The organism is Pseudomonas sp. NPDC089392, assembly GCF_044749595.1.
Classification (GTDB): Bacteria; Pseudomonadota; Gammaproteobacteria; order Pseudomonadales; family Pseudomonadaceae; genus Aquipseudomonas.
Window position 1 is genome coordinate 1 of sequence record NZ_JBIVIF010000055.1, and the last position, 23,383, is coordinate 23,383.

Here is a 23,383-nt window from a genome sequence, read left to right on the forward strand (position 1 = left end):
CAAACGTAGGAGCGGCTTTAGCCGCGAAGCGCCGCGCGGGCGGCGCTCGATCTCATAGGCGCTGTAAATGTTTCGGCGAACATCCGCGGCGCTCGGTCTTTGCATCACCTCAAATCCCAAACCATGCACCTGGAGGCCCTCACTCCACCTTCCCGACAACAACCCTTTCATACAGGCACCTATCGCTTTCTCGCTAATACCAAAAAACGGCCTCAGCCCGGCGCTGCGGGGCTACGCTCAGTTCAGCAAGCATGAACAAGGACAAGAAGGTGACGGAACGCTTTCTGGTCGCGCTGTTGGGCCTGTTGTTGAGCAGCGGTGCCATGGCGGCGGACTTTCTGGTGGAGGTGCGGGTGCTGGTGCAGCGTGGCTGCATGTTGGTCAACCAGACCCGCGATGCCGGTGCTCAAGCCCTGGGGCAGATCGACCTGGGCGCTGCTGCCCGCCTGGACGGCCCCGGCGCGCCGCTGAGTGGCGTGCTGCTGAGCCAGCGCCCGCCACGCCTGGAGTGCAACCCCGACACCCCGTATCAGGTACGGGTCGACGGTGGCCAGCATGGCGGCGTCGGCGAATTGCGCTTTCTGGCCAGTGACGATGGCACGGCCCGGCCCATCCCTTATCGCCTGTACCGCGATGCCGCCTGGCGCGAACCACTGGCGGTGAATGTGGCGCATTCGGCACGGGTACCGGACAGCGGCTCAGTCGAACTGCCGCTGTATGCGCGGATCGACAAACTGGCTTGGATACCTAACGCAGGTATGTATGCCGACCTGCTCAAAGTCACGGTCACCTGGTAGGGAAACCACCATGCACAAGGACGCGACGCCATGCACCGTACTTCGATCCTGCTGCTAACCCTTGGCCCGCTGCTGGTGCCTGGTGGTGCGGCGCATGGCACCAGCACCGGTTTCATCCAGGCGCGGCTGGTGATCAGCGCCGCCTGCCAGATCAGCAGCAACGAAACGCAACCGGCAACCTTGGGCAACCCAGGCTTGCTGGATTTCGGCGAGCGGGGCCCAAACTGGGCTCAGCCGCTGCGCAGCCGGGTAGATGAAGCGGGCGCTGAGGGCAGCTTGCAGATCAGTTGCACGCCCGAGGTCAGGGCCTTCAACGTGCGGATCAATGGCGGCCTGAATGGCAATGACGGTGTGCGGCGCTTGAGCAACGGCCGGGAGCTGATCCCTTACCAACTGGCGGTCGACCCCGGTGGTAACAGCCGCTACGGCATCGGCCAGGCTCGCGCTTTCACCATCAGCAGCACCCAGCAGATACCGATCCCCATCTACGGCGTGGTGGTGGCGCAACCGCGCTCGCTGCCGGCCGGGCTGTACCGCGACACCCTCAGGGTGACCCTGGACTGGTAACAACGCAAGGAGACTCCGATGCGAACCAACGTTACACGCTGCATCCTCGCAGGCCTGGGGCTGGCCCTGGCTTCCCAGGCCCAGGCCGCCTCGGTGACCGGGAACATCAGCTCGACGCTGACCTTGATCGCGGCGTGCCAGGTCAATGGCAGTTCAGGCACCTCGGGGCTGAACTTCGGTAGCCTGAACTTTGGCACCCAGGACGCCTTGTTCGGCACCGCCAATGCCCAGGTGCTGGGCGGTACTGGTACAGCCATGAGCATACTCTGCTCGGCGGGCACGGTACCGGTGGTCCGCGTGCGGGCCGGTGCCCACGATGGCCAGTCGACCGGTGGCACCCGTGCGCTGGCCGATGGTGCCGGCAACTTCGTGCCGTACGACTTCTACACCGATTCCGGGCACACGAGCCTGCTGGCCATCGACGGCACCATCACCTTGCCGACCAGTACCGGCGTGGCGCAAACCGTCAACCTGTACGGCCAGGCGCGCGGCAAGGCTGGGCTGCCGGCCGGGGTGTACACCGACACGGTGGCCGTCGAGTTGTCGTTCTGAACCATGCGTGTCTGGCTGGCAGGTGGCCTGGCCGGCATCGGCGTGTTGCTGGCTGCACCCCTGGATGCGGCAACCACCAGTACCTTCGTGGTGTCGGCGCAGATTGTCGCCGGCTGCCTGGTGGTGAACGGTGTCACCAACTACGGGGTGTTGAACTATGGCACGCAGTCGGCACTGTCCACCGGCATCCTCAGCACTTCGCTGAGTGGCGCGGTTACCTTTCAGTGCACCCCCGGCGTGGCCTTGAGCATGAGCCTGGACGGTGGCCAGAACAGCGCCAGTGGCACCCGCAACCTCAAGCGTACTGGCGGCACGCAGGTGTTGGCCTATCAGTTGTACCGGGACGCGGCATACAGCCAGAGCCTGGGGATAGGGCAGGGCGTGGCCGTGAGCTATACCGACGCGACGGCCATCAAGCTGCCGGTTTACGGGCGGGTGCAACTGAGCGGCAGCCTGCCGGCAGGGACCTATACCGATGTAGTGCAAGTGACGGTGACCTGGTGAGTACCAGCACCACCAATGACAAGTTTCCAAGGAGAGCTACATGGGGGCAGGCGCGAAGTGGGCGCGTGGATTGATCGGATTGTTGTGGCTGGCAAGCCTGCCGGCCGGGGCGGCCACTTCGGTATTGATCTGGCCGATCGACCCGGTGCTGGAGGCCGACCAGAAGGCCGGTGCACTGTGGCTGGAAAACCGCGGCACCGCGCCGGCCAACTTGCAGGTACGGGTGTTCGCCTGGCGCCAGGGTGAATACCAGGAGCAGTTCCAGGCGCAGCGCGAGATCATCGGCAGCCCGCCAGTGGCCAACATCGCCCCGGGGCAGAAGCAGCTGATCCGCCTGACCCGCACCGGCCCTTCGCCCGCCGGCCAGGAGCAGGCCTACCGCATCATCATTGACGAAATCCCGCCCGCCATCCCTGTCGACAAGGCCGAGCCCGGCACCACGGCGGCGATCCGCCTGCAAATGCGTTATTCGGTGCCGCTGTTCGTCTACGGCGAGGGCTTGTGGGGCAAGGCCGACCCCGAGGGCAAGCGCAATGCCCAAGGCGTGGGCAAGCCGCAGCTCAGCTGGCGCCCGGTGACCGTGCAGGGCAAACCCTATGTGGAGCTGCGCAACACCGGTCCTGTGCATGCACGGCTGACCGATGTGGTGGTGCAGCAGGGCAGCCAGAACAAGGCAGTGGCCGAGGGCCTGCTGGGCTATGTACTGCCGGGCGCCAGCATGCGTTGGCCGGCACCGGTGGCGCCCAACGCGGGCAGTGTGCTGAAGGGCAGGGTCAACGGGCAGAGTTCGGCGGACGCCATCCGCCAAGGGCAATGAACCGGCGGCTGAATGCAGTGCAGGGGCCAGGGAGGACCCGGCAATGGTTGGAAACCGTGCGTGAAATGGCTGACGGCGACGACGCGCCGCTGGTGCCTGGGGTTGGTCATGGTCGGCCCCGGGCTGGCGTTGGCCGACGACCTTCCACCGCCACCCACGGAGATGTCCGCCATCGCCGACGCCACGCTGTACCTGGATTTGATGGTGAACCAGATGCCTAAGGCTGAACTGGTGCCGGTGCAACAGCGGGCAGGGCGGCTGTACCTGGACAGCGAGGTGCTGCGCGCAGCTGGCGTATCACTACCGGGCAACCCCCAGGGCGAGCTGGCCCTGGACACCCTGGCAGGGCTGCACGCCGACTATGACAGCCAGAACCAGCGCCTGCTGCTGCAGGTGCCGCCGGCCTGGCTGCCCGACCAGCAGGTGGGCGAGCGCAGCCTGTACCCGCCCAGCGATGCACGCAGCAGCTTCGGGGCGTTGTTCAACTACGACCTGTACCTCAACGACACCGATGACGGCGGCACCTACCTGGCGGCCTGGAACGAGCTGCGCCTGTTCGACGGCTGGGGCACCTTTTCCAGCACCGGGCAGTGGCGCCAGTCGTTCAACGGGGCACAGGCCGACGACAGCCGTCAGGGCTTCCTGCGTTACGACACCACCTGGCGCTTCACCGACGAGCAGCGCCTGTTGACCTACGAAGCCGGTGACTTGGTGACAGGCGCCTTGCCCTGGAGCAGCTCGGTGCGGGTGGGCGGCCTGCAATTGTCACGCGACTTCGGTGCACGTCCCGACCTGGTCACGTATCCGCTACCGGCATTCGCCGGCGAAGCGGCGGTACCTACCTCGCTTGACTTGTTCATCAACGGTTACAAGTCCAGCACCACCGAGTTGCAGCCTGGCCCCTACACGCTGACCAATGTGCCGTTTATCAATGGTGCCGGGGAGGCAGTCGTCGTCACTACCGATGCACTCGGCCGGCAGGTTTCGACCACCTTGCCGTTCTATGTCACCAGCAGCTTGCTGCAACAAGGGCTGTCTGACTTTTCGCTGGCCGCCGGTAGCCTGCGCCGTGATTACGCCGTGCGCGATTTCGGCTATGGTCCGGGCGTGGCTTCGGGCAGCCTGCGCTATGGGGTCAGCGACACCTTTACCCTGGAGACCCATGTCGAAACCGCCGAATCGTTAGTGCTTGGCGGCTTGGGCGGCAACATGCGCCTGGGCAACTTCGGTGTGCTTAACGCCGCCCTGGCGCAAAGCCAGTTCGACGGCGACAACGGCCACCAGGTCGCCCTTGGCTACCAGTACAACAGCCAGCGCATCGGTTTCAGTTACCAACGCGTGCAACGCCACGGCGATTACGCCGACCTGACCCGGGTCGACACCCCGGACATGCAATTGAGCACACGCAGCGAGCAGGTCGCGCTCAGCCTCAACCTGAACGAGTACGGCAATATTGGCGCCGGCTACTTCGATGTGCGCGCGGGTGATGGTACCCGCACCCGCTTGATCAACCTGAGCTACAGCCGACCACTGTGGGGTAACAGCAGCGTGTACTTGTCGGCCAACCGCGAAGTTGGCGATAGCCAGTGGGCCGTGCAGGCGCAACTCGTGATCCCGTTCGACTTGCACGGCACCCTGGCCCTGGGTATGGAGCGCAACCAGGACGGCGAGAGCCTGCAACGGGCCAATTACAGCCGCGCGGTGCCGGTAGGGGGTGGTGTCGGGTACAACCTGGGTTATGCCGCCGGTAGCGACCGCGATGCCTATCGCCAGGCCGACGCCACCTGGCGCCTGCAGTCGGTGCAGTTGCAGGCCGGGGTGTACGGCAGCAGTGGCGAGATGACCCGCTGGGCCGACGCCAGCGGCTCGCTGGTGTGGATGGATGCCGGGCTGTTCGCCGCCAACCGCATCGACGATGCCTTCGTGGTGGTCAGTACCGCAGGCTATGCCGACGTACCGGTGCGCTACGAGAACCAGGAGGTTGGCCGCACCGATGCCGGTGGCCACCTGTTGGTGCCGTACAGCAGCGGCTACTACCGCGGCAAGTACGAGATCGACCCCATGGATTTGCCGCCGGATATTCTGGCGCCACAGGTGGAACAACGTGTGGCGGTACGCCGGGGCAGCGGCTACCTGCTGGAGTTCCCGCTCAAGCGCGTGCAGGCAGCCAGCATCGAACTGGTGGGCGCCAATCAGCAAGTACTCAAGTTGGGCAGTCGCGTCACCCATGAGGCAACCGGCAGCCAGGCGGTGGTCGGTTGGGATGGCCTGGTGTACCTGGAAAACCTCTCGCCGCACAACCGCCTGCAGGTCGAGATTGAAGGGGGAGGGCATTGCCAGGTGGCGTTCGACCTTCCCGAGGCTGAGGGTTCGATCCCCCTGATTGGCCCGTTGGTGTGCAAATGACGGCGCTGTATAGAGGGGTATGGGCCTGTGCCCTGTTGTTGTGGGCAGGCTCGGCATGGGCCAAGTGCACCTCGGTGGTGACTACACCTGCGGCCTTCGGCTCGCTCAACTCGACCCAGGTACTGGGCACCGTACAGACTGCTTCCAGTACCAACTCGGGTTTGCAGTGCAACGGCTCGGTGCTGAGCGTGCTCAGTAGCACCGACTCCTTCAAGGTGAAGATCACCTCGGCTACCAGCGGCCTGGTGGGGCCAACCGGGGACATTATCCCCTACACGCTGTATGCCAACGCCACGACCACCTACCCGATCACCCGCGGTACTTTCTTCGAGTTCAGGACCACTGGCATCCTCGACCTGCTGGGGTTGCTCAACGGTACGCCCAAGGCCGTACCGCTCTACATGCGTACCCTGGTCGGCAGCAACGTTGCGGCGGGGCTTTATCAGGAAACCCTCAATGTCCAATGGGACTGGAGCTATTGCGAGGGGATCGGCCTTGGCGGGCTTTGCATAGGGCAAGACACGGGCTCCGGTACCAAGACCCTGCTGGTGAGCCTGACGGTGACCAACGACTGCCAGATCACCACCCCCAGCATCAGCTTCGGCAGTGCGCCGGTGGTTGCCGGTTTTGGCACGGTCAGCCAGAGCGTGAGTGTGGCATGCACCAAGGGCAGCAACTACACGGTGGGGCTGGATGACGGGCAGAACGTGGCCAGTGGGCGGCGGCGCATGAAGTCGGCGGCCAACAACTACCTGGCCTATGACATTTTCAAAAGCGCCGGCACGGTGCGCTGGGGGGCGTCGGGTGCCGCGCGGCGCGCAAGCAGCGACGCCGACGTCAACCCTGGGGCGGGTACTGGTACGGGGAGCCAGGTGTTCAACTACAACGCCAAGGTCTATACCGACCAGACCACGCCGCCGGCGGCGAGCTACACCGACAGTGTGATTCTGGATGTGCAGTTCTGAATCCCCGCCGGCTCACGCGATCCCTGTAGGCGCGGGTTTACCCGCGAAGAATCCAGCGCGGTGGATGGCACCGGCGTTGCCGGTGTTCGCGGCTAAAGCCGCTCCTACAGGGATCGCGCCAGACCTTAGACATTGAGCAAGGCAGTGGCTCCTGCAGAGGCCGCGCAAGGTTTGGCTCAGCGCAGGTCGCCAACCATCTTTGCCAAGGTCTCCAGCACCGCCCCGGCCAGCGCCTTGGAACGCGCGCCCGACCACCCGGTTACCGCATCGGGTGCGTCGTCATGGTCCTTGAACGGCATTTCCAGGGTCAGCGACAGGCAGTCATGCGCCATGCCCACGGCATTGCAGGCCAGCGTCGTATTCGCTTGCCCCGGCTCGTCGCGGGTGTAGCCATGCACGGTCTGGAAGTCCTTGGTCAGGCTGCACAGGGTGCTGCGGAACTGCTCCTCCAGTTGCGCCAGCCGCGGCGTATAGCCCGGGTTGCCTTCGCAGGCCGCAGTGAACACGTGGGGAATCTCTTCGTCGCCATGCACGTCGATGAACGCATCCACCCCGTACTGCTTCATCTGCGCCTGGGCGAAGAACACTTCCGGGCTGAATTCGACGCTGGCGTCCTGCCAGGCGCGGTTCAGGTCCTTGCCCTTGAAGTTGGTGCGCAGGTGGCCGAGGAAGGCGCCATCGGGGTTCATGTTGGGGATCAGGTAGAGGTCGGCCTTGGCCAGCAATTGCCGAATGACCGCGTCGTTGGCCTGCAGGCGGTCGATCACGCCTTCCATGAACCATTCGGCCATGTGCTCGCCCGGGTGTTGCTGGGCAATCAGCCACAGCTTGCGCTTGCCCGCAGCACCGTCGCCGGATCGCAGCAGCGGGATGTCGCGGCCCTGCACGCTGCGGCCGCAGGCCAGCAACTCGACCCCTGGCAACTGCCGGGCCCGCTCGATCAACTGGTTGTGGCGCGCACGCGGGTAGGGCTCGAAGTAGGCGAACCAGATCTGTTCCTGCTCAGCCTTCACCTCGAACGACAGCGCCGTGCCATCGAACTGGCTGGGCACGCGGAACCAGTTTTGCTGGTCGTAGGAGGCCACGGCGTTGTAGCCGCTCCAGGCGTTCTTGTAGGAGGAACCGGAGGCGTTGTCGAGGCTGAAGCGATGGACCTGCCCCGGCGTGAGCCCGCTGACTTTGAAGTGGAACCACTGGTAATGGCCGCTGTGGGTGTCCGGGCGAATGGCCAGGTGCACCTGGGTCGGGTTGCTGGCATCCAGCACCTGGATGTTGCCGGAGTCGAAATCGCAGTCGATCTGCAGGGGGGACAGCGTCACGGTCATGGGCAGGGCTCCTTTGCGGGCGTTGTTGTGAGGGTACTTTACACGGCTTGGCAGGGTTGCTGCGCGAGATCAGGCAATGCGGCTTGATCGGGCGGTTGATGTTTCAGGATATTGCATAATCGCGTCTGGTTTCATAGCATCCCTCTAGGAGATGGCATTCCTCCTCGAACCGCCCCCGCGCTGATGATGCCTACGCACACCCTGTGACAGGGCGCGTAAGCTATTGCCCGCCGTCTGCCCACAGGGTTCCCATTTACCTTGTGGAGTTTCCGGATGTACCTGTCTTTCTTCTCTGTAGTCGTTGGTGGCAGCGCTGGCTGTGTGTTGCGCTGACTGCTGGGCCTGCGCCTGAATTCGCTGTTCCCGGGCATGCCCTTCGGCACCTTGCTGGTGAACCTGATCGGCGGTTTCATCATCGGTGGGTCCATGGCCTTTTTCATGCGCTGGCCCAACCTCGGCCCGGCTTGGCGGCTGCTGATCACCACCGGCTTCTGCGGCGGGCTCACCACCTTTTCGACGTTTTCCGCCGAGGTCATGTCAATGCTGATGCATGGCCGTCTTGCCTGGGCCATGGCCACGGTGTCGGCGCATGTGCTGGGTTCGCTGCTGATGACTTTCGCCGGTTTCGCACTGGTGCGCTGGCTGGGTTGAACACGGTTTAACGTGGCTGTCATGCGGTCATGGCAGCATCCGGCTCCCCCTTCGCACAGGTGAGCGCCACGGTGCATTCCGGCATGACCCGCAAGCCTTTCATCATTCGTTCCAGCAACATGCGTAGCGATGATTTTGCTGCCATGTTCACGCAGATGTTCGGCAGCCTGTATGCCGACATGCCGCCGCTGGGCGAAGGCATCAGCATCGGTGGCGTGTATGGGCGCTTTGAAGGCATGAGCGTGCGGCGCATGCACTATGGCGGGGATTTCAGCATTAGCTTGCCCACGCCACAGGACGAAATCACCTTCGTGCTGCCCACCGCCGGCAAGATCATTTTCGACCACCGTGGCGAGTCGATTGGTGGCGCGCACGTGGGGCTGGCGCTGGACAAGCGCGACATTCGCGCGGTGCGCTTTGCCGAGAACCATGCCCAATGCGGTATGTCGATCCGCCGTGGCTTGTTTGCCGAGCGCCTGTCATTGCTGCTGGGCCGGCCGTTAGCGACAGCGGTAAGTTTTGCCCCGGTGGTGGACTTGTCAGTGCCGGCATTCCAGGGCATACGTGCGTTGCTGGAAATGGCCACCGGCACGCAGTTCGACGCGTTGATCAATGCCGGTTTGCTGATGCCGGCGCGCTTGCAGGAAATGCTGGTGGACGCGGTGCTGGAGGCCTGGCCGCACAACTACAGCGAGGCGCTGCGCAGCCCCGCGCCGGCGCTGGCGCCGCGGCATGTGAAGCTGGCGATGGCCTACCTGCGCGAGCACCCGGCGCGGCTGGTGAGTGGCACTGAGCTGGCAGGGTTGGCCAATGTCAGTTTGCGGGCCTTGCAGGATGGCTTTCGCCGTTTTGCCGGGACCTCGATTATGGGTTATCAGCGGCAGGTGCGGCTGGAAAGCGCGCGCCAGGTGTTGGTGCGCGGGGAGGGCGGGTCGGTGGCTGAGGTGGCCTTGCGGCATGGGTTCAGCAATGCCGGGCGGTTTGCCCAGTATTTCCAGCAGGCGTTTGGAGTAAGCCCGGCTGACGTGCGACGCGGCGGTTAGCGCGTTGCCTGGCACCGGCTTTGCCGGTGTTCGCGGGTGAACCCGCTCCCACAGGGGCTGCATCGGCCTTGAGCATTGCTATAAGCTGCTCGGAAAAGCGCTGGGTCATGCCTACCATCAACCCTTGGCTGTGTTCGTTGCTGCTGGCTGCGTGGGCCGAGCCGTCAGTGCCCAGGTAGCCGGCCAGCGCCGTGCTCCACACGTCTGGCCGACCTTGAGATCACTGCCGTCGGCAAACGGCGCCGCCGCACGCTCGATCATCGCGCCCTGGCGCAGCAGGTAGCTGGCGGCATCGGCGTGTACCTGGCCGCCCACGGTCGACTCCAGGCCACCGAGGGTGCCGGCATCGATGGCCGATTGCAGGTAGTAGTTGTAGGCGCTGTAGCTGCCCGATAGCGAAGTGTCCTGCAGCTCGCGCAGCAGTTGCGCGCCAGCAGCGGCGTTGCCCAGCAGGCCAGCCTCACCCGGCAGGGAGCCGTAGCGGACCATCTTGCCGCGCAGCACGTAGATCGTTTCCTGGCTTAGGCCCAGGCCTTGCTTGAGGTAGCTGTCCATGCTGCCGTACTCGGCTGCGTGATCTGTCCGGGTTGTGCGCTTTTTGTCTGAAGCCTAGGGGCGCAAAGCGCCCCCATGCGGTAGTTCAGACTGTCACAACTTCCTTGCCCGCAGTGCGTTCGGCATGCAGGCATAACTACCACCGCAGCCGTGCCTGTCAGGTTGAGATGGGCCTTTCTACCCAGGAGAGGCCCTGCATGCCAACCCCAACATATCCCGACGGTTCCATCGATACCCTTATCGCCAGCCGCTTGCCCGGTTGGCTGACGCGTGCCTCAGCCCCGCGTCTGCTTGAGTTGCATGACTGTTTGCGTGAGCAACAGGCCGTGCAGCAGCGTTTGAAGGCGTTGTTTGGCAGTCTGACGCCATTGGATGTGTTCGCTGCCCCTTTGCTTGAGAAAATGCTTTCCGAGCCGCTTGCTCGCTCAGTAAATGTGCGTAAGGCAGAGCTGCAGATGCAGCTGATCGAGCATTACCCCAGCGCTCGACCAGAAGCGCCGGGAGGCGTTCGCAAGCGAACGCTGCAGCACAGCTTGCTGGCTGCCGCGCTGCATAACTTCAGTGATGGCGAAGCCAGGTCATTGGGGCTGATGGACCAATCGATACTGCTGGATGCCCATGGCAAAACCTTGCCCATGACAGCCAAAGCCTTTGCCGAGCGCTGTCGCCGGCTCGATCTCGGCGGGCAGTACCAGGCCCATCTTGGGCAGCAACTGCTGGCGCCCGGCGTCGCTACGCTGCTGGAGCAAGGCCAGCGCCATGCGTTCGAAGCAGCCCTGCGCCTGGCGGCACTGCGCGGCGATATCGATGAAACGGCGTTCATCCAATGTCTGGCGGCGATCACTGCTGTGCCAGGGGAGGTAACGCGGATGCGTCCGGCGGCGATGCGTGTTCTGGGCAAGCGAGTGCGTGGCGCGGTTGCATTCGAACTTCACCGTCAAGCGCGGGGCGAGGGGCAACTGCAAGGTGTGTTGTGCTGGCTGCCTGATGACCCACACGGTGCGATAAGCTGGCACGCATCCTGGGACGCACTGTTCCAGGCCCTGGGCGCGCGCTTCCGTTTGCCGGGCTACCCAAAGTACTTTCAGCGCTTTGTCTGCGAGCGTGACCGTGAGCGCTACACGCTGGCACTGGCCCACGCCATGGCGCAGGGCGGGGTGCGTGCAGCGGTGGTGCTCGACGGGCGTCATGAGGTTATCCACGAGCCGCTGTTCCAGCACTTGCGCCAGACCCATCTCGACACCCTGTTCGACGATGCAAAGGTGCTGGCAGTGCCCACCGCCGTGCAGGACAGCAGCGAGCGGGATCGGCGCCTGCATTTCTACGCAAGCCTCGGTCTCGATCTGCTGGGGTTGGCAAGTTTTTATGTGCCGGGGCTGGGGCTGCCGTTGTTGGCGATCGGTGCACTGCAAGTGGTGGATGATGTCTATGAAGGTTACGTCGACTGGCAACTGGGTGATCGCCAAGGCGCGCTGGAGCATGCGTTCAGTGTGGCAGTGAACGTGGCCCAGACGGCGGTGGCGGTGGGCACTGGCGTGGCATCGGAGCGCTTGTTGCGCCGCGCTGCATTTGTCGATGGGCTGGCGCCTGTGCATACCGCCGAAGGTGGTTACCGATTGTTCGACCCGCGCTTGCAGGCCTATGCGCTGGGCGATGACCACGCTGCAATCGGCCAGTACGCCAGGGTTGATGGCAAGGCCTGTTTACGCACACATCAGGCGGCCTATCAGGTAGTGGGCGACCCGCTTGAGGACGAGTTGCGTATCCAGCACCCTCTGCGTGACGGGGCCTACGCGCCGACGCTTCGGCACCTGGGGGAGGGTACCTGGCGCCATGAGCTGGACACACCGCAGACATGGCAGGGTGTAGAGTTGTTGCGACGTCTGGGCAGTCACCTGGCCGAAGTGGATGAGCAGGCGGCCCATGATGTGCAGCAGGCCACGGGCTTCGATGACGACCGCCTTCGCCGTTTGCACCTGGAGGAGGGCCAGGCCCCGGCACGCTTGCTCGATGCGTTGCAGCGCCGGCAACTGCACCAGCGATACCCCAGGTTGCAGGGTGCGGCGTTCGAACAGCATTTCATTGAAAAGCAGCGTATGCCGTCACCTGCCGAGCAGGTGTTGCAGCGCGACTTTCCCGGGCTGACGGCCCGGGCTGCCAAGGAAATCGTGCAGCAGGCTGACGAGTTGCTGGTCGAACGCATGATCGACCGGCAAAAGGTACCGCTGCTCTTGGCCGAGCAAGCGCGCTGGTTGCTGAGGGACAGCCGGTTGGACCGGGCATGTGCGGGGCTGAGCCAGGCCGAGGCGGTCAATGCCGACACTGAGCGCCTGGCGTTCGGTTTGTTGGCGCAGTGGTTGACCTGGCCCGACACGCTGCGGATAGAGCTGCACAAGCCGTTGTCGCAGGCACTGCCACTGGCGCAGATGGGCGCCCCGGCAGCCACTGAGGTGCGTGTGATTGCCAAACAGCCTCAGGGTTATCAGGCGTTCGACGGCTCGGGGGTGCCATTACCGGGCACCAACAGGCATGACAGCCTGATGCAGGCGTTGTTTCGGCAACTCAACGATACCCACCGGGCAGCGCTGGGGGACGCCGGGCAATCGGCCGCGCAACTGGCGCATGCGCTGGCGCAGCGGGCATTCATCCGGCGGGATGCACTGCCTGGTTTGCTGGGCATGGCGCCAGCGGCTGGCCGTGTGCGCCCGCCGGTGCGGCTGGCGGATGGTCGGCTTGGCTACCCGCTCAGTGGTGGGGGCGAAAGCAGTACAGAGGCATTGCGCCAGGCAATCAGGCGTTTGTTTCCGAGCTTCACCGACACCCAGGTGGAGGACTTCATCGCTTCAGCTGGCAGCCAGGGCATGACACCTTGGCAACGTTACTTCCACTATCAAGACCAGTTGCGCATTCTGGAGAACACCTTGAGCAACTGGCGCCGAGAGTCGGCCAACCCGGTCCAGGCCGTGCGCCGTGCCTGGGTGGCGCGAGTGATTCGGCGGGCCTGGCAGCGGCAGAACCGAGATACCCATGGCAACATACAGCTGTTCATTCACGGCTGGCGGATCGGGGCATTGCCGCACCTGCCCGAAGTCGTGGATTTCAGCCATGTCACACGCCTGAGCTTGCGCAACATGAGCCTGCTCGATATCGAGCCTGGCTTTTTGCAGCGTTTCAGTCGGGCACGCAGCCTGGACTTGCGAGGCAACCTGCTGACAGCCGTGCCCGCCGGCATCGAGCGTTTGGTCGAACTGGCCGAGTTGAACCTTTCCGACAACCATATTGCCCTGACCAGTGAAGGCAGCCAGCGTATTGCTGCGCTGCACCGGCTGGTGGCTCTTGATCTTCACGGAAATAGTCTGGGTCGGGCTCCGGATGTGCGTGTGCTGTTCCGCTTGCGTAGCCTGAACCTGCGCATGACTGGGTTGCGGGCATTACCTTTGGCACTGCTGGAATCACCTTCGCTGGCCCTGATCGACCTGCGCGAAAATGCGATCAGTGAGCTGCCCGATGCAGTGTTGCAGTTGCTTGGCCGCAACCCGACCAGGGTCTATCTGCATGACAACCCCCTCTCGCCGCAAGCCATCAGGCAACTGCGGGCGTTGCTGGAAAACAGGGCTGCAGCGGTGATGCCGGTACGGGAGCATGACGAATCGCTGATGGATGAGCGCTTGCGCTGGCTGGAGGGGGTGGCACCCGCTTACGAGGCCCATCGCCTGGCGCAGTGGGATCGCCTTGCTGCCGAGGACGGGTCGCAAGACTTGTTCCGCTTCTTTGCCGACTTCTCCCGCTCTGCGGATTTTCAGCGCCAACCACATGAAATGTGTCGCCGGGTGTGGTCCATCATCGAGGCTTGCGAGTTGAACAGTGAAGTGCGTGAGGCGGTGTTTCTGCAAGCTGCCGGCCCGCGTAGCTGTGCCGACCAGATGTTGCTGATCCTCAGTGCCCTCGAAGTGCGCACCTTGGCGGCGCAACGCACCGCAGGGCTGGAAGGGGTCTATGCCATGCGCCCGCTACTGCGCCTGGGGCGCGAGCTGTTCCGCCTGGACCAGGTTGACCGTATTGCTGGCCGGCATATCCAGCGGGTGCGTACAGGTGACCCCTACACGCCGATCGATGATGTGGAGGTGCACCTGGCCTACCGGGTTGGCCTGGCGAACGCGCTGGACTTGCCGGGGCAGCCTGCGAGCATGAACTATGCCCATGCCAGTGGCGTGACCGGTGCCGATCTGGAGCTTGCCGAGCATGAGGTGTGGAATGCCGAGAACCGGGATGCGTTAAGCCGCTCGCTGGCGGAGCGGGATTTCTGGCAACAGTATCTGCGAAGGCTGCATGACGACTGGTTTCAGACAACCAGCGCGCCGTTTCATGAGCGAATGGAGCTGATTTTCGAACAGCGCGAACAGATGACGGACCAGGTTTTTCGTGAAGCGCTCGAGACGGTACAGGCCGAGCACTCGGCGGCGGAGCGGGCGTTGTATCTTCAGCTGACCCGACAAGCCTATGACCGGCACCCGAGCTGAATGAATGAGATAGGATCTCATCATTTTGCATATTAGCTTAGTTCTAAAATCAATTTCATTTATCTTAATGGGCCCGCTACATTCGCAGTTCCTCCAACCTGCAAGGAACTGCGGATGTCCATTCGATCTCGCCTGTTGCTCATCGTCGCCACAACATTGCTGGCCACCCAGGCTTTCGCCAGTGAGCGCCTGACCCTGCGCATCGGCGACCAGAAAGGCAACATGCGTGCCCAGCTGGAGGCAGCCGATGCCTTGCGCGACTTGCCCTATGACATCCATTGGGCCGAGTTTCCTGCTGCCGCACCGTTGGCCGAGGCATTGAATGCCGGGGCCATCGATGCCGGTATCATCGGCGACGCGCCATTGCTGTTCGTGTTGGCCTCCGGGGCGCCGGTCAAGGCCATTGCCGTGGACAAGTCCGACCCCTATGGCACGGCACTGCTGGTGCGCCCCGATGCCCCGCTGCACAGCGCAGCAGACCTCAAGGGCAAGCGCATCGCCACCGGGCGTGGCTCGATTGGCCATCACCTGGCGCTGAAGGCGCTGGACCAGGTGGGGCTGAGCGAAAAGGACGTGGAGTTCCGCTTCCTCGGGCCGGTCGACGCCAAGATTGCCCTGGCCAACGGCTCGGTGGACGCCTGGTCGACCTGGGAGCCCTACACCGCGCTGGCCGAGCTGAGCGGCCAGGGCAAGGTGCTGGTCAACGGTCGCGGGCTGTCCACCGGCAACAGTTTCCTGGCCGCCACCGACAAGGCGCTGGATGACCCGGCCCGGCATGCCGCGCTGCAGGACTACCTGGCCCGCCTGGCCAGCGCCCAGGTGTGGGCCTATCAGCACCTGGACAGCTACTCGAAAACCCTGGCGGCGATCATCGGCTTCCCTGAAGACGCTGCGCGGCTGCAGTTCCAGCGCCGCCAGTTGCGCTGGCAGGCCGTCGACGCGAACACCATCGGTGAGCAGCAGGAAACCGCCGACTTCTACCACGTCCACGGCCTGATGAACCAACGCCTCGACGTGGCCCCGACCTTTGCCAATGGCTTCAGCGTGCCTGCCACCGGCTCACTGGCCCAACATTGACCTGGAGACACCCCATGCTGCACCGTAAACGCCTGCGTTACCTGGCCTTGAGCCTATTGATCGGCGGCCTGCTGCCGTCGCTTGCCAGTGCCGAGCAAACCTTGCGCATCGGTTATCAGAAATCCTCGACCCTGCTGACCTTGCTTAAGGCCCGCGGCACGCTGGAACAGCGCCTGCAGGCCGAAGGTATTCGCGTCAGCTGGCACGAATTCCCCAGTGGCTTGCCGCTGCTGGAGGCGCTGAACCTGGGCAATGTCGACCTGTCGGCGGACGTTGCCGATACCGTGCCGGTGTTCACCCAGGCTGCGGGTGCCAAACTGACCTATTTTGCCCGTGAAGCACCGTCGCCCTCGGCCCAGGCCATTCTGGTACCGGCCGGCTCGCCCCTGAAAACACTGGCCGACCTCAAGGGCAAGCGGGTCGCCGTAACCAAGGCTGCGGGTAGCCACTACCTGTTGATCCAGGCCCTGGCCAAGGCTGGCCTGAACTTCAAGGACATCACGCCGGCGTACCTGATCCCTGCCGACGGGCGTGCGGCGTTCGAGAATGGCAAGGTAGATGCCTGGGTCACCTGGGACCCTTACGTGGCCAGTGCGCAGCGCCAGCAGAACGCGCGCATCCTGGCCGATGGCAGTGAGTTGGCGAGTTATCAACGTTACTACCTGGCCGGCAGTGATTACGCCAAGGCACACCCTGAGGTGTTTCAGCAGGTGTATCAGGCGCTGCGCGAAATCGGCGCCTGGACCAAGGCCAACCCCGCAGCGGCAGCCCGGGTGCTGGGGCCGCTGTGGGGCAACCTGGACAGCGCCACGGTGCAGCAAGCCAATGGCCGGCGTAGTTATGACGTACAGCCGGTGCAACTGGACAACCTTGGCGAGCAGCAGCGCATTGCCGATGCCTTCTACCGCGAAGGGCTGCTGCCCAAACCGGTGGATGCGCGTGCGGTGACAGTGTTCGAGCCCAAGCCTGTCAACTGAGTATGCCTGCGCCGGCCTCTTCGCGGCTAAAGCCGCTCCCACAGGTACAGCGTCAACTCAAAGCCAGCGCAGTCCCTGTGGGAGCGGCTTCAGCCGCGAAGAGGCCGGCACAGGCAACGCCTGTCTTGCGGGTTACTTGAAGAACTGACTCGGCGTGGTGCCGAACTGGCGCTTGAACATGCTGGCGAAGGCGCTGGGGCTGTCATACCCCAGCGTCCCCGCCACATCGATGATCCGCTCGCCCAAGGCAATCCGCTCCAGTGCCTGCATCAGCCGCGCCTGCTGGCGCCACTGGCCGAAGGTCATGCCGGTTTCCTTGCGGAACAACCGCTGAATGGTCTTTTCATCCACCCCCAGTTGCAGGCCCCAGTCGGCCACCGTGGCGTGATCGTCAGGCCGCTCATGCAGCGCCGAGCAGATCGCCTGCAGGCGCTTGTCGCTGGGCTGCGACAGCTTCAGCGGCAAGGTTGGCAGCACGCAGATTTCGTCGAGGATCAAGCGCATCACCCGGGCTTCGCGCGAGTCTTCGGCAAACGGCGCGGTAAAGCCGACGGAGGCCTTGATCAACTCGCTGAGCAACGGCGAGATACTGATGGCCTTGCTTTGCAGGGGCAGGCCCGCCGCTGCATCGGTGCGCACAAACACGCTGCGCATCTTCACATCGCCAACGCAGCGGATCGCATGCACCTGGCCACAGGGCATCCAGATGCCGCGGCTGGGCGGCACGGTCCAGCGTTCGTTGGCCGACTCGACGATCATCAGGCCTTTGATGGCATAGATCAGCTGATGCTTGGCATGGCTGTGGGGCTCGATGAACCAGTCGGTCGGGTAGTCCGTGGCGCGGCTACCCACCTCCCAGGTCCATTCATCCACTTCCACCAGCAATTCATGCTGCGGCTTTAGCATGTTGGCCTCATGTGCAGACTGCCTGGCACGCCCACTTTAACAGCATCGGCTGGGGCGGGCTTGGCCGCGGGTTGCCGGCAGCAGCGCGGTGGCCAGCCCCAGCAGCGGCAAGTAGGCGATGGCCTGGTACACCCACTCGATGCCATGCCGGTCGGCCAGCTCGCCCAGCCCGGCGGCACCGATGCCGCTGATGCCGAACATCAGCCCGAACATCACCCCTGAGACCATGCCGACCCGGCCCGGCACTGCCTCTTGGGCATACACCACCAGCGCGGCAAAGGCCGAGGACATGACCAGGCCAATGGCCACGGCCAGCACCGCCGTCCAGGCCAGGTTGGCGTGGGGCAGGGCAAGGGCGAAGGGCGCTACGCCAAGGAACGAGACCCAGATCACCGCCTTGCGCCCGATACGGTCACCCACCGGGCCACCGGCGAAAGTGCCCAGCGCCACGGCCGCGAGGAACACGAACAGGTACAACTGGCTGTGCTGCACGCTCAGGCCAAAGTGCTCGATCAGGTAGAAGGTGAAGTAATTGCTGAACGAGGCGATGTAGACGAACTTGGCGAACATCAGCACGGCGATCACCCCCACCGCGCGCCACATGGCGCCGCCCGACAGCCCGGGGGCCTGCTGGCCGGCAAAGGTCTTGAGCCGGGCTTGGCCATGGCGCACGCTCCAGCCGGTGACCCGCAGCAGCACCAGCACGGCCAGCGCGGCCGCCAGCATGAACCAGGCAATGGCCGGCTGGCCGTGCGGTATGACGATGGCCGCGGTCAGCAGCGGGCCGAGCGCCGAGCCGGTGTTGCCGCCGACCTGAAAGGTCGATTGCGCGGTGCCGAAGCGCCCGCCCGAGGCCATCCTGGCCACCCGCGAGGCTTCGGGGTGGAAGGTCGCCGAACCCACGCCGACCACGGCGGCGGCCACCAGCAGCATTTCATAGCTGCTGGCGAAGGCGAGCAGGGCGATGCCCACCAGGGTCACCAGCATGCCGGCTGGCAGCAGGTAGGGTTGCGGGTGCTTGTCGGTGTACAGGCCGACCCAGGGTTGCAGCAGGGAGGCGGTAACCTGGTAGACCAGTGCGATCCAGCCGATCTGGGCAAAGCTCAGGGCGAAATCGCTCTTGAGCATTGGGTAGATCGACGGCAGCACCGCCTGGATCAGGTCGTTGAGCAAGTGGGCGAACGCGGCGGCGCCGACGATGCGGACCAGGAAACCCTGGGGTTGGTCGGCAGGCGGCGTGGCAACCAGTGAGGCAGCGGGGGTGGTCATGAGCGGTCTTCTTCTGGCGAAAGGGAGTAAGGCATTGCCGAACGAGGGTAGCCAGTGCCCGCTATGCCTGTCTCACGCCGAACAGGCAGCCACTGTCGCGTTTCGGACATTCATGCCCAGTGGGCGGTATTGCCGCCCTGGTGGCCGAAACCCTGCTATGCCTAAACAGGGAGCATTCGTTCCGGCCGAGGCCTGGCGCAGTAGGAGCAGCCCTGTACCCAGGCGTTCACTCCCGGCCCCGGCACCCCGCGGGTGGGCGCTCCGAACAGGTGCCGAGCGCAACTGGGAGGTGCCACATGTTGTTCATCATTCATTGGACCATCACCCCGGAAAACCGCAACGCTGTGCTGGCGCGCTTTGCCGATACCTGCGGCGTACCCCCTGCAGGCGTGAAACTCCTCGGCCGCTGGTACGCCGTGGGGCAGTTGCTGGGCTTTGCCGTGGCCGAAAGCGACCGGCTGGAGCCGGTGTTGCAATGGAGCCTGGAGTGGAGTGACCTGATGCACATGCACGTTTACCCGGCGATGGTCGACGCAGACGCCGCGCCGCTGCTGTTTGCGGCGCTCGATAAGAAAGCCGGCTGATCCGGTGGGGACGAAGGGGCCGGGCACTGCCCAGCCCCTTTCAGCATCATTGCCCGTGCCGGGCCATCCAGCGCAGCAGTGCCGCAATCGGTACGCTGCGGTGGGCCTCGTGCCGGTAGGGCTTGCCCTCGGCGGTAAACCGTTCGCGATAGCGGCTTAGCACCAGGTTACGGCCATCGGCAGAAACCCGCGCTTCCAGTTCGTGCAGCAACAGCGGTTGCCGGGCAGCGCCCTCCAGGCGCCTGAACAACAGCACGGCGGTTTGCGCATCATTCGTCATGCGCGCCCCCTTCACACTCTACGTTCCACGCGCCAGACTTGCCGGCCCTGCCTTCTGCCACTCGGTTGCTGCGCCGCTGCGCGGAGTAGTCACGCAGCGCCACGTAGTCATCGGGCCAGGTGCGCAGCAAGTCGGTGAGTGGAAGTGCCTCGGCCTTTGCGTCCACGAAGCCACCGGCGGTGGCTACGTTGGCCATGGTTTCGACGGTATCGCTGTTGCCGCCAAACGGGTCCAGCGCCAGGCCCAGCACCGTGCCGCTGGCATCGCGCAGGTTGTGGCTACCCAGCAGCGGCAGTTCGACGATGGGGCCGTCGGCGATGTTCCATACCCCGAAGGTCTGGCCGAAGTCCGACCGGTGTTGGCTCAGCCCCATTTTTCCAGACACATCGACCAGCCCAGCCACACCCAGGGTGGTATTGAAGATGAAGCGCGTCAGGCTAGTGGCCGCCCGTTCGCCATTGCCTTGCAGCAGGTCATTGACGAACACCTTGGGTTCACCGAAGTTGCTGGCAAAGTTATGTACACCTTGCCTGGCAAAATCCGGCAGCTGGGTATAGCCCCGGGCTACCGGTGTCAGCGCATAGTCATCGACGGTGCGGTTGAAGGCGAATACCGCGCGGTTGGCGGGCTCCGCCGGGTCACTGACTTGATAGGCGGTATTGCCGCAGGCAGAAGAGGCCGGGGCGCGTTGGCTGCAACCTCCAGCGGCGAGCAGCGACAGTACCAGTGCGGCAGAGCGCACCGAACGGGAGGCGGGTGATGAACGGGACATAGGTACATTCCAGGGAAGAACTGGCGGCGATGCTGCGCAGTTTTGTTTGCCTGGGAATGTCTGGATTGTCTCGGCGCAGTCACTTTGTTGCAGGGTTGAAATATATGACGGCTGCCAGGGGATGGCCTTAAAGTACGGCTTGGTTACCTTGGTTGCGGTACTTTTTTGTGAGCCATTTGCTGATAGTCGACGATGATGTCGAGGTACTCGACCTGCTGCAGAAGTTTTTACGCCAGCATGGTTACGAAGTAGACGTGGCCAGTGATGGCAAAGCGCTTTGGCAGGCCCTTGCGCGGCGAGTGCCAGATTTGGTCATTCTTGATGTGATGCTGCCCGGCGACAGTGGTTTGGTGTTGTGCCAGCGGCTATTGGCCGAGCACAAGGTGGCGGTGATCATGCTTACCGCCATGGCCGAGTTGAGTGACCGGGTGGTGGGCCTGGAACTGGGGGCAGACGACTACCTGACCAAACCGTTCGCTGCCCGTGAACTGCTGGCACGGGTGAGGGCTGTGCTGCGCAGGGCCGGTGAAGCGGCGGGCGGCGCGGTGGGCCATGCCTGTGCGGCCCTGGAGTTTGCCGGTTGGCAGCTGGATGTGGTGCGGCGCGAACTGCGCTCGCCGGACAACGTCATGATCCCCTTGTCCAACGGTGAGTTCGAATTGTTGCTGGTGTTTGCCGAACACCCGCGGCGGGTGCTCAGCCGCCAGCAATTGCTGGATTTGGCCCGTGGTGACGGTTACGACGCCTATGATCGCAGCATTGACGTGCAGGTCAGCCGGCTGCGCCGCAAGCTGGAAACCGACAATGACAGCGAACCCCTGATCCGTACCCTGCGCAACGCCGGTTACCTGTTCACGCCCACGGTTGTGAAGCGATGAACTTGCTTGCCTGGGTACGCCGGGCCCTGCCGCAGCCAAAAATCACCATTGCCCGCTGGATCGCGCTGACCACCCTCACTGCGATGCTTTTCCTGATGCTGCTCAAGGTGCTGTTCAGCCTGCTGCTGAGCGTCTGGGCGCAGCCACCCCTGCTGGAGAGCGGGCTGATCGAGAGGATTGCCGCGATTACCCGCATGCTTGATGCCGCGCCCATGGCGCAGCGTGCCACCCTCGCCAGCGCGGCGGGCGACGGCTCATACACCGTGCAATGGTTGCGGCGCCATGACGAAGCAGGTGTACCCGAGTTGGTCGATGTCGAGTACCGCAAAGGCACGCCTGTGCTGCGCGCACTGCTCAAGCGCCCGGATGCCAGGATCCAGGCCTTCGAGCCTTCCGACATGCCGGAATATGCACCTGAGCGTGGCTATGCCCTGATGATCGAGCTGGCAGACAAGAGCTGGGTGCTGTTCCGCGCCAGCAACCGCAGTTGGGGCCTGGATGAACTGCCGCGCAACTTGATTTTCATTGGTTTGATGCTGGTTTCCAGCCTTGCCGTCGCGCTAATGGCCACCCGCTACTTGGCCAAGCCGCTGGAGCGTTTTGCCGAAGGTGCGCGGCGCTTTGGCAAAGACTTCAACGCCCCACCCATTCCGGTGGTCGGCCCGCACGACCTGCGCCAGGCCATTCTCGCGTTCAACGCCACCCAGGCGCAGCTCAAGCACTTTCTCAACGACCGCACGCAGATGCTGGCGGCCATCTCCCACGACCTGCGCGCACCACTGACGCGCATGCGCTTGCGCGCCGAGTTCATCGACGATGCCCAGCTACAGGCCAAGTTGTTCAAGGACGTCGACGAGATGCAGGCGATGGTTGACGCGGCGCTGGGGTTTTTCCGTGATGATGCGCGGCTTGAACAGACTACCGTGTTCGACCTGGGCGAGTTGCTGCTGACCGTGGTGGACGACTTCAAGGATGCGGGGGTCGAGGTTGGCCTCAGCGGGCCGCACCGCTGTGTGTATACCGGACGGCCAGTGGGTATCAGGCGGGTGTTGGTCAACTTGATCGACAATGCTGCGAAGTACGGCCGTGAGCCGACGGTGGTGTTGGCCGTAACCACCAGGCAGGTCGAGATAACCGTACAGGATCGTGGGCCGGGCATCGCGCCAGAGCTGCATGAGCAGGTATTTGCGCCGTTTTACCGCATTGAAGGCTCACGCAACCGCAATACCGGTGGCGTTGGCTTAGGCCTGCCCGCAGCACGGGCAATCGTGCTGGAGCAAGGCGGCAGCTTGACCCTGGGCAACCGCCCAGGTGGCGGGTTGCACGCCAGGGTCACGCTGCCGTTGGGTTGATCAGAGCCCCAGTTCGCTGAGGCCGGGGTGATCGTCCGGGCGCCGGCCCAACGGCCAGTGGAACTTGCGCTCGGCCTCGCTGATGGGGTGTTCGTTGATGCTGGAGTGGCGGTTCTGCATCAGGCCGTCGTCGGCAAACTCCCAGTTCTCGTTGCCATAGGCGCGGTACCACTGGCCGCTGTCGTCGTGGTACTCGTAGGCATAACGCACGGCAATGCGGTTGCCGGTGAATGCCCACAGCTCCTTGATCAGGCGGTACTCCAGCTCATGGTGCCATTTGCGTGTGAGGAACGCTTCGACCTCGGCACGGCCACGAGGGAATTCGACGCGGTTACGCCAGACAGTGTCGGGGGTGTAGGCGAGCGCGACTTTGGCCGGGTCGCGGCTGTTCCAGCCATCTTCGGCCAGGCGAACCTTTTCGATGGCGCTTTCACGGGTGAAAGGGGGAAGCGGAGGGCGGGACATCGGTTACTCCTTGGGTCGATGGGCTTGTAGAAGATTAGTAGTCGATGCCCGAACTGAGAATGGATGTGCCTGGCACTTCATAATTGCAGTGCGTGCAACAATGCTCAGTTGTCATGCCAGG

General features: G+C 64.0%; 21 protein-coding genes, 1 pseudogene and 1 riboswitch. Of the genes and pseudogenes, 15 read left to right on the top strand and 7 right to left on the bottom strand.

The genetic code is table 11. The features are described 5' to 3' along the window. Positions 1-269: 269 nt before the first annotated feature. From ACIP1G_RS28685 to ACIP1G_RS28715, 7 genes are all read left to right on the top strand, one after another. The gene (locus tag ACIP1G_RS28685; protein WP_400743223.1) at positions 270-797 is read left to right on the top strand and encodes a spore coat U domain-containing protein; all 528 of its coding nucleotides are present in this window, start codon (positions 270-272) and stop codon (positions 795-797) included. A 30-nt stretch (positions 798-827) separates the two neighbouring features. Then, positions 828-1,364: a spore coat U domain-containing protein gene (locus tag ACIP1G_RS28690; protein ID WP_400743226.1), complete on the top strand. Its 537-nt coding sequence runs from the start codon at positions 828-830 to the stop codon at positions 1,362-1,364. An 18-nt stretch (positions 1,365-1,382) separates the two neighbouring features. Then, positions 1,383-1,916, top strand: coding sequence for a spore coat U domain-containing protein (locus tag ACIP1G_RS28695; RefSeq protein ID WP_400743229.1), 534 nt, complete (start codon positions 1,383-1,385; stop codon positions 1,914-1,916). A 3-nt stretch (positions 1,917-1,919) separates the two neighbouring features. Then, positions 1,920-2,420: a spore coat U domain-containing protein gene (locus tag ACIP1G_RS28700; RefSeq protein ID WP_400743232.1), complete on the top strand. Its 501-nt coding sequence runs from the start codon at positions 1,920-1,922 to the stop codon at positions 2,418-2,420. 40 nt (positions 2,421-2,460) lie between these two features. Further along, complete coding sequence (locus ACIP1G_RS28705) at positions 2,461-3,237, top strand: molecular chaperone (protein WP_400743235.1); 777 nt, start codon at positions 2,461-2,463, stop codon at positions 3,235-3,237. Between the two features lie 108 nt (positions 3,238-3,345). Next, complete coding sequence (locus ACIP1G_RS28710; RefSeq protein WP_400743299.1) at positions 3,346-5,643, top strand: fimbria/pilus outer membrane usher protein; 2,298 nt, start codon at positions 3,346-3,348, stop codon at positions 5,641-5,643. Next, on the top strand, positions 5,640-6,608 hold the full coding sequence (locus ACIP1G_RS28715) for a spore coat protein U domain-containing protein (RefSeq protein WP_400743238.1): 969 nt from the start codon (positions 5,640-5,642) through the stop codon (positions 6,606-6,608). The genes ACIP1G_RS28710 and ACIP1G_RS28715 overlap by 4 nt, the downstream gene beginning before the upstream one ends. A 176-nt stretch (positions 6,609-6,784) precedes the next feature. On the opposite strand, the gene ACIP1G_RS28720 is transcribed toward ACIP1G_RS28715, so the two are convergent. Continuing rightward, the gene (locus ACIP1G_RS28720) at positions 6,785-7,933 is read right to left on the bottom strand and encodes a M14-type cytosolic carboxypeptidase (protein WP_400743241.1); all 1,149 of its coding nucleotides are present in this window, start codon (positions 7,931-7,933) and stop codon (positions 6,785-6,787) included. 138 nt (positions 7,934-8,071) lie between these two features. Then, a riboswitch (Fluoride riboswitch) is annotated at positions 8,072-8,133 on the top strand. 133 nt (positions 8,134-8,266) lie between these two features. On the opposite strand from ACIP1G_RS28720, the gene crcB reads away from it, so the two are divergent. Next, entirely contained in the window at positions 8,267-8,584 is a 318-nt protein-coding gene (gene crcB / locus ACIP1G_RS28725; RefSeq protein WP_400743302.1) for a fluoride efflux transporter CrcB, read from the top strand. An 83-nt stretch (positions 8,585-8,667) separates the two neighbouring features. Continuing rightward, on the top strand, positions 8,668-9,627 hold the full coding sequence (locus tag ACIP1G_RS28730; RefSeq protein WP_400743244.1) for an AraC family transcriptional regulator: 960 nt from the start codon (positions 8,668-8,670) through the stop codon (positions 9,625-9,627). A gap of 76 nt (positions 9,628-9,703) precedes the next feature. Here the strand turns inward: ACIP1G_RS28730 and ACIP1G_RS28735 are convergent. Next, positions 9,704-10,197 (bottom strand): annotated as a pseudogene (locus ACIP1G_RS28735) (autotransporter outer membrane beta-barrel domain-containing protein); the annotation flags it as partial. Positions 10,198-10,379: 182 nt separating this feature from the next. On the opposite strand from ACIP1G_RS28735, the gene ACIP1G_RS28740 reads away from it, so the two are divergent. From ACIP1G_RS28740 to ACIP1G_RS28750, 3 genes are all read left to right on the top strand, one after another. Next, positions 10,380-14,702, top strand: a complete 4,323-nt coding sequence (locus ACIP1G_RS28740) for an NEL-type E3 ubiquitin ligase domain-containing protein (protein ID WP_400743246.1) — start codon at positions 10,380-10,382, stop codon at positions 14,700-14,702. Positions 14,703-14,816: 114 nt separating this feature from the next. Continuing rightward, positions 14,817-15,779, top strand: coding sequence for an ABC transporter substrate-binding protein (locus ACIP1G_RS28745; protein ID WP_400743249.1), 963 nt, complete (start codon positions 14,817-14,819; stop codon positions 15,777-15,779). Between the two features lie 14 nt (positions 15,780-15,793). After that, positions 15,794-16,756, top strand: coding sequence for an aliphatic sulfonate ABC transporter substrate-binding protein (locus tag ACIP1G_RS28750; RefSeq protein WP_400743252.1), 963 nt, complete (start codon positions 15,794-15,796; stop codon positions 16,754-16,756). Between the two features lie 132 nt (positions 16,757-16,888). On the opposite strand, the gene ACIP1G_RS28755 is transcribed toward ACIP1G_RS28750, so the two are convergent. Together ACIP1G_RS28755 and ACIP1G_RS28760 are read right to left on the bottom strand one after the other, a co-directional pair. After that, positions 16,889-17,662 (bottom strand): AraC family transcriptional regulator, encoded by a 774-nt coding sequence (locus ACIP1G_RS28755; protein ID WP_400743255.1) that lies wholly within the window; start codon positions 17,660-17,662, stop codon positions 16,889-16,891. 36 nt (positions 17,663-17,698) lie between these two features. Further along, on the bottom strand, positions 17,699-18,931 hold the full coding sequence (locus ACIP1G_RS28760) for an MFS transporter (protein ID WP_400743258.1): 1,233 nt from the start codon (positions 18,929-18,931) through the stop codon (positions 17,699-17,701). A 296-nt stretch (positions 18,932-19,227) separates the two neighbouring features. Here ACIP1G_RS28760 and ACIP1G_RS28765 point away from each other — a divergent pair, with 296 nt between their 5' ends. After that, the gene (locus ACIP1G_RS28765; RefSeq protein ID WP_400743260.1) at positions 19,228-19,515 is read left to right on the top strand and encodes a DUF3303 domain-containing protein; all 288 of its coding nucleotides are present in this window, start codon (positions 19,228-19,230) and stop codon (positions 19,513-19,515) included. A 46-nt stretch (positions 19,516-19,561) separates the two neighbouring features. Here ACIP1G_RS28765 and ACIP1G_RS28770 read toward each other — a convergent pair whose 3' ends face one another. Beyond that, positions 19,562-19,795 (bottom strand): hypothetical protein, encoded by a 234-nt coding sequence (locus ACIP1G_RS28770; protein WP_400743262.1) that lies wholly within the window; start codon positions 19,793-19,795, stop codon positions 19,562-19,564. Further along, a complete protein-coding gene (locus ACIP1G_RS28775; RefSeq protein WP_400743263.1) occupies positions 19,785-20,567 on the bottom strand; it encodes a VacJ family lipoprotein in 783 nt (260 codons plus the stop codon). Before ACIP1G_RS28775 ends, ACIP1G_RS28770 begins: the two co-directional genes overlap by 11 nt. A 167-nt stretch (positions 20,568-20,734) precedes the next feature. Between ACIP1G_RS28775 and ACIP1G_RS28780 the strand changes: the two genes are divergently transcribed. Together ACIP1G_RS28780 and ACIP1G_RS28785 are read left to right on the top strand one after the other, a co-directional pair. Continuing rightward, positions 20,735-21,445 (top strand): response regulator, encoded by a 711-nt coding sequence (locus ACIP1G_RS28780; protein WP_400743266.1) that lies wholly within the window; start codon positions 20,735-20,737, stop codon positions 21,443-21,445. Then, a complete protein-coding gene (locus ACIP1G_RS28785; protein ID WP_400743269.1) occupies positions 21,442-22,797 on the top strand; it encodes an ATP-binding protein in 1,356 nt (451 codons plus the stop codon). The genes ACIP1G_RS28780 and ACIP1G_RS28785 overlap by 4 nt, the downstream gene beginning before the upstream one ends. Here ACIP1G_RS28785 and ACIP1G_RS28790 read toward each other — a convergent pair whose 3' ends face one another. Further along, complete coding sequence (locus tag ACIP1G_RS28790) at positions 22,798-23,262, bottom strand: DUF1348 family protein (RefSeq protein ID WP_400743271.1); 465 nt, start codon at positions 23,260-23,262, stop codon at positions 22,798-22,800. Positions 23,263-23,383: the final 121 nt, after the last annotated feature.

Coding starts and splice junctions, on each gene's coding strand:
- ACIP1G_RS28790 (WP_400743271.1), bottom strand. CDS start 23,262: ATGTCCCGCCCTCCGCTTCCCCCTTTCACCCGTGAAAGCGCCATCGAA.
- ACIP1G_RS28720 (WP_400743241.1), bottom strand. CDS start 7,933: ATGACCGTGACGCTGTCCCCCCTGCAGATCGACTGCGATTTCGACTCC.
- ACIP1G_RS28705 (WP_400743235.1), top strand. CDS start 2,461: ATGGGGGCAGGCGCGAAGTGGGCGCGTGGATTGATCGGATTGTTGTGG.
- ACIP1G_RS28755 (WP_400743255.1), bottom strand. CDS start 17,662: ATGCTAAAGCCGCAGCATGAATTGCTGGTGGAAGTGGATGAATGGACC.
- ACIP1G_RS28745 (WP_400743249.1), top strand. CDS start 14,817: ATGTCCATTCGATCTCGCCTGTTGCTCATCGTCGCCACAACATTGCTG.
- ACIP1G_RS28750 (WP_400743252.1), top strand. CDS start 15,794: ATGCTGCACCGTAAACGCCTGCGTTACCTGGCCTTGAGCCTATTGATC.
- ACIP1G_RS28730 (WP_400743244.1), top strand. CDS start 8,668: ATGACCCGCAAGCCTTTCATCATTCGTTCCAGCAACATGCGTAGCGAT.
- ACIP1G_RS28765 (WP_400743260.1), top strand. CDS start 19,228: ATGTTGTTCATCATTCATTGGACCATCACCCCGGAAAACCGCAACGCT.
- ACIP1G_RS28785 (WP_400743269.1), top strand. CDS start 21,442: ATGAACTTGCTTGCCTGGGTACGCCGGGCCCTGCCGCAGCCAAAAATC.
- ACIP1G_RS28760 (WP_400743258.1), bottom strand. CDS start 18,931: ATGACCACCCCCGCTGCCTCACTGGTTGCCACGCCGCCTGCCGACCAA.
- ACIP1G_RS28710 (WP_400743299.1), top strand. CDS start 3,346: ATGGTCGGCCCCGGGCTGGCGTTGGCCGACGACCTTCCACCGCCACCC.
- ACIP1G_RS28715 (WP_400743238.1), top strand. CDS start 5,640: ATGACGGCGCTGTATAGAGGGGTATGGGCCTGTGCCCTGTTGTTGTGG.
- ACIP1G_RS28695 (WP_400743229.1), top strand. CDS start 1,383: ATGCGAACCAACGTTACACGCTGCATCCTCGCAGGCCTGGGGCTGGCC.
- ACIP1G_RS28770 (WP_400743262.1), bottom strand. CDS start 19,795: ATGACGAATGATGCGCAAACCGCCGTGCTGTTGTTCAGGCGCCTGGAG.
- ACIP1G_RS28690 (WP_400743226.1), top strand. CDS start 828: ATGCACCGTACTTCGATCCTGCTGCTAACCCTTGGCCCGCTGCTGGTG.
- ACIP1G_RS28740 (WP_400743246.1), top strand. CDS start 10,380: ATGCCAACCCCAACATATCCCGACGGTTCCATCGATACCCTTATCGCC.
- ACIP1G_RS28700 (WP_400743232.1), top strand. CDS start 1,920: ATGCGTGTCTGGCTGGCAGGTGGCCTGGCCGGCATCGGCGTGTTGCTG.
- ACIP1G_RS28775 (WP_400743263.1), bottom strand. CDS start 20,567: ATGTCCCGTTCATCACCCGCCTCCCGTTCGGTGCGCTCTGCCGCACTG.